This is a genomic window from Streptomyces bobili, from assembly GCF_002154575.1.
GTDB classification, from domain to species: domain Bacteria; phylum Actinomycetota; class Actinomycetes; order Streptomycetales; family Streptomycetaceae; genus Streptomyces; species Streptomyces bobili.
Genome location: NZ_MUBA01000554.1, coordinates 1 through 2515, shown reverse-complemented (window position 1 = coordinate 2515; position 2515 = coordinate 1). Strand labels below are relative to the sequence as shown.

General features: G+C 71.7%; 3 protein-coding genes. 2 read left to right on the top strand and 1 reads right to left on the bottom strand.

The window, feature by feature from the left end:
* Positions 1-1044, bottom strand: a 1044-nt coding sequence (locus BZL64_RS33365) for a ThiF family adenylyltransferase (RefSeq protein ID WP_086772841.1), incomplete at its 3' end; no start/stop codon positions are given.
* 239 nt (positions 1045-1283) lie between these two features.
* Between BZL64_RS33365 and BZL64_RS33360 the strand changes: the two genes are divergently transcribed.
* On the top strand, positions 1284-1883 hold the full coding sequence (locus tag BZL64_RS33360) for a M48 metallopeptidase family protein (protein WP_086772840.1): 600 nt from the start codon (positions 1284-1286) through the stop codon (positions 1881-1883).
* 135 nt (positions 1884-2018) lie between these two features.
* Positions 2019-2515, top strand: a 497-nt coding sequence (locus BZL64_RS33355; protein WP_143663380.1) for a TerD family protein, incomplete at its 3' end; no start/stop codon positions are given.

Below are 2515 nucleotides of genomic sequence, written 5' to 3'. Positions count from 1 at the left end.
CGGACGCGGATGCCACTGGAGGGCCGGTACGGAGACCTCCCAGCGCGCTCCCGAGCTGGACGGGAGCGTGCCGTCGAGAAAGGCGAGCGCGTGAGCCGCCGCCAGGCCCGCGACCGTGGTGGCCAGCGTCAGGTCGCAGGCGCGGACGGTACGCCGCGTGCCGGAGTGCCACTGCGCGACCAGCCGGGGCCACGCCGGGTCCCGGTCGGTGCGTGCCTCGTGCAGGCACCCCGCGCAGGCCGTCTCGCCGGGCAGGACTAGCGGGCCGACCACTCCGGTCGCCTCCACCACCCCGGCGTACAGATGCGGTGTGCCCGAGGCGATCAAGGGCTCGGCCTCGGAGGGAGCCGGGGCGTGCACGGACACGTCGTCCCGTGGGGCCAGAATGACCAGGGAGAAACCAAGCCCGTCCGCCTCGGCCGGTGAGCCGGCGCTCCTGCGGGGCGGCCGGTCCGGGGCGGCCCGGCGCACCGCACGACGGGCGGACTCGTCCCGGCGCTCACCGATCGCCTCGGGAGGCAGCCCGCCCGGGGCCACGTCCCCCGGCTCCACCACGCCGCCGTCACGCACGTCCACCTCGCCGACTCCCGCGCCCGACAGCAGCGAGGCGAGCACCGCGCCCACCCGGCCCGCACCCCGTACCTGCACCCGCAACCGGCGTCTGGCGGCCAGGTGCCCGAGGGCTTCGCCGGGTTCCGACGTGGTCAGCGACAGCGACGCGAGGTCCGGCCGAAGCCGGTCCATGACGTCCTTCTTCTCCCGCAGGGCGGCTCCGTCCGACCCGCCGCCGCGGGAGTCGTCGAGCAGGCCTGCTCCCGCCAGCCGTCGCACCAGCTGATCGACATGTCCGTCCGGAAGGTCCATCCGGTGTCCCTCCTCCCGCAGGAGAGGGAGCCCGCGGGTGCCGTCCAGCAGGTCCAGGAAACTGCCCGTCGCGGTGTCCACCGGGCCGAGCGTCACTGCGTGCGCCGGGGCCAGCCCGAACTGCACGGTGTTCAGATCACGCCAGCCGCGCCGCAGCGCGGACTTCACCATCGGATGCATAGAAGGCCCCCGTCAGCCTGGAATCTCCCCGTACGCCGGTGGAGCGGGCCATCGAGGCGACCGCGATCCGCCGACGACTGCCAGGATGCCCGGCCGTGCCGAAGGACGCCGAAAGTTGTCCACAGGGACCGGGATTCGTCGTACAAATCCGTCGTACGGGGCAGACGGGAGCTGAGAGATCGGAACCGAACCGTCCCGGAGTCGGGACTTCCCGCCTGCACAGCGGGTAACGTCGGGGCGTGCCCGCCGACCCATTGCACCGCGCCGGAACGCCACAGCGCAGCACGACGAGCCAGCCGCCGAGCGGCTCACGGGCGAGCGCGATCGAGGTCCGCAGGAGCGCCCGTCGACGCCGGACGGTCTCCGCGTACCGCGAGGGCGATCGCACCGTCGTGCTCATCCCTGCCCGGATGTCCGAGGCCGAGGAGCAACGCTGGGTGAGCGTCATGCTCGACAAGCTCGCCGCCCAGGAGAGCCGCCGACGCGCCCCCGGCGACGCGGAACTGGCCGAACACGCCGCGCGGCTGTCGGCGCAGTACTTCGACGGCCGGGCCCGGCCCACCACGGTCCGCTGGGTCACCAACCAGAACACCCGCTGGGGCTCGTGCACCCCCGCCGAAGGCAGCATCCGCCTGTCGCACCGTCTCAAGGGCATGCCGGAATACGTGATCGACTACGTGCTTCTGCACGAGCTGGCGCATCTGCTCGTGCCCGGCCACGGCCCCGATTTCTGGCGGCTGCTGGAGGCGTATCCGCGTACCGAGCGGGCCCGTGGCTACCTGGAAGGAGTGGTCGCTGCCGAACGGCTGCCCCACCTGACGGACGCCCGCGAGGAGTGAGTCCCGCGCGCGTGTCGTCCGGCGGCGGGCTGCGCGGGTTGTGTACCGGGTCTGTACCGACCTCGTCCGGTGTCCGAGTTTGCCGTTAGCCTGACGCGACGCACTCGCAATCGGGATGGGGGACGGTCGTTACGCATGTCCAGGGAATTCCAACGTGGCCACAAGACCAGGATCAGTGACCTCACCGCGGGCACGGATCTGTACGTAGGTGTACAGATTTCCGGCCCTGGCCTGACCTTCGACATCAGCTGCTTCGGCCTCGACGCCGACGAGCGGCTCTCGGACGACCGGTACTTCGTCTTCTTCAACCAGCCGAAGACCCCCGAGGAATCAGTCCAGCTCCTGGGCGCCCAGGCGGGTGACACGGAGTCCTTCCGCGTCACCCTCGACCGGATCCCCTCGCAGATCCGGAGACTGTCCTTCACCGCGACCCTCGACGGCGCGGGCCAGATGTCGCAGATCGCCCCCGGCTACCTGCGCATCGTCGCGGGCGGCCAGGAGGTGGCCCGCTACTCCTTCGACGGCTCGGAGTTCTCCACCGAGCGCGCCGTGATGCTGGGCGACTTCTACTTCAAGGACGTGTGGCGCTTCGCGGCCGTCGGACAGGGCTTCGACGGCCGCGAAGCGCCACA